Source organism: Rhizobacter sp. P5_C2 (assembly GCF_054049715.1).
Genome location: NZ_JBFULV010000249.1, coordinates 1 through 1,095, shown reverse-complemented (window position 1 = coordinate 1,095; position 1,095 = coordinate 1). Strand labels below are relative to the sequence as shown.

General features: G+C 68.3%; 1 pseudogene. It reads left to right on the top strand.

Annotated elements, in window-relative coordinates:
* Positions 1-1,095: pseudogene (locus tag ACXJLU_RS33420) on the top strand (hypothetical protein); the annotation flags it as partial.

Here is a 1,095-nt window from a genome sequence, read left to right as displayed (position 1 = left end):
GGTCGTGGACAGCGGCAGCGGCGAGTGGGGCCTGGGCGCCGGCGGCTGTACCGACAACCTGAACCAGAACTTGCCCGCCATCGGCACGGATGGCCAGTGCTACTGCCCACCCGGCTTCAGCTGGTCCAAGGATCAGCATGCCTGCCAGAGGCCGATCGATCGCTACGTCGGAGGTGGATCACCAAACGCGTGCCCCGCGGGCAAGCCGATCTACCCGCTGACGGGCGCCAAGGTGCTCGACGAGCGGCTGCTGAGCGGGCCGCTGAGCCTGACGGCGCACTACGACACACGCCGGCAACTCCCGGTCGACGACCCGAACCYGATGTTCGAGGTGAGCGAGGCGGCCTCGTTCGGCCCGCTGTGGAGCAGCAGCCTGCACAAGCGCGTGCAGCGCCAGACGGACGCCAACGGGTTGACGCAGGCGGTGCAGGCGTCGCGTGGGAATGGCGACTGGATCAGTTTCATGAGAGACGGCGCCGGGAACTACGCGGCCGCTGCTGCGGAGGTGCGGGACCGGTTGTTCCCTTCGGGTGCGGGCTGGCTGTACATCGATGCGGCCGCGAACGCGCAAGAGATCTACGACAGCCACGGCAACCTGCAAACGGTCACGCGGGCCGATGGCTCGCGGCTGGCGTACGAGTACAGCAGCGCGGACACGCCGGCGGCGATCGCGCCGAGGGCCGAGCTGATCCTCAAGGTGTCGGACCAGCAAGGGCGCGCGGTCCAGTTCCAGTACGACGGCTCGGCCCGCATCAAGCAGGTGGTGGACGTGTCGGGGCAGAGCTGGGGGTTCAGCTACGACAACCAGGGGCAGCTGGCGCAGATGAGCGGACCGATCGGCACGCGCCAGTACCTGCACGAGCGCGGTGACCTGCCGTGGGCGATCACGGGGATCATCGACGAGAACGGCCACCGGCTGGCCACCTATGCTTACGATGACCGCGGGCGGGCCAACGACACGCAGTGGGCTGGTGGCGCGTATCACCACCACATTGCCTACACGACGCCGCCGAAGTGGATGGTGACGGAAACGTACGACAGCGCGCTGGGCACCTACGACAGCACGCTGGGCACGGTGCGGCGAGACCACCAGTG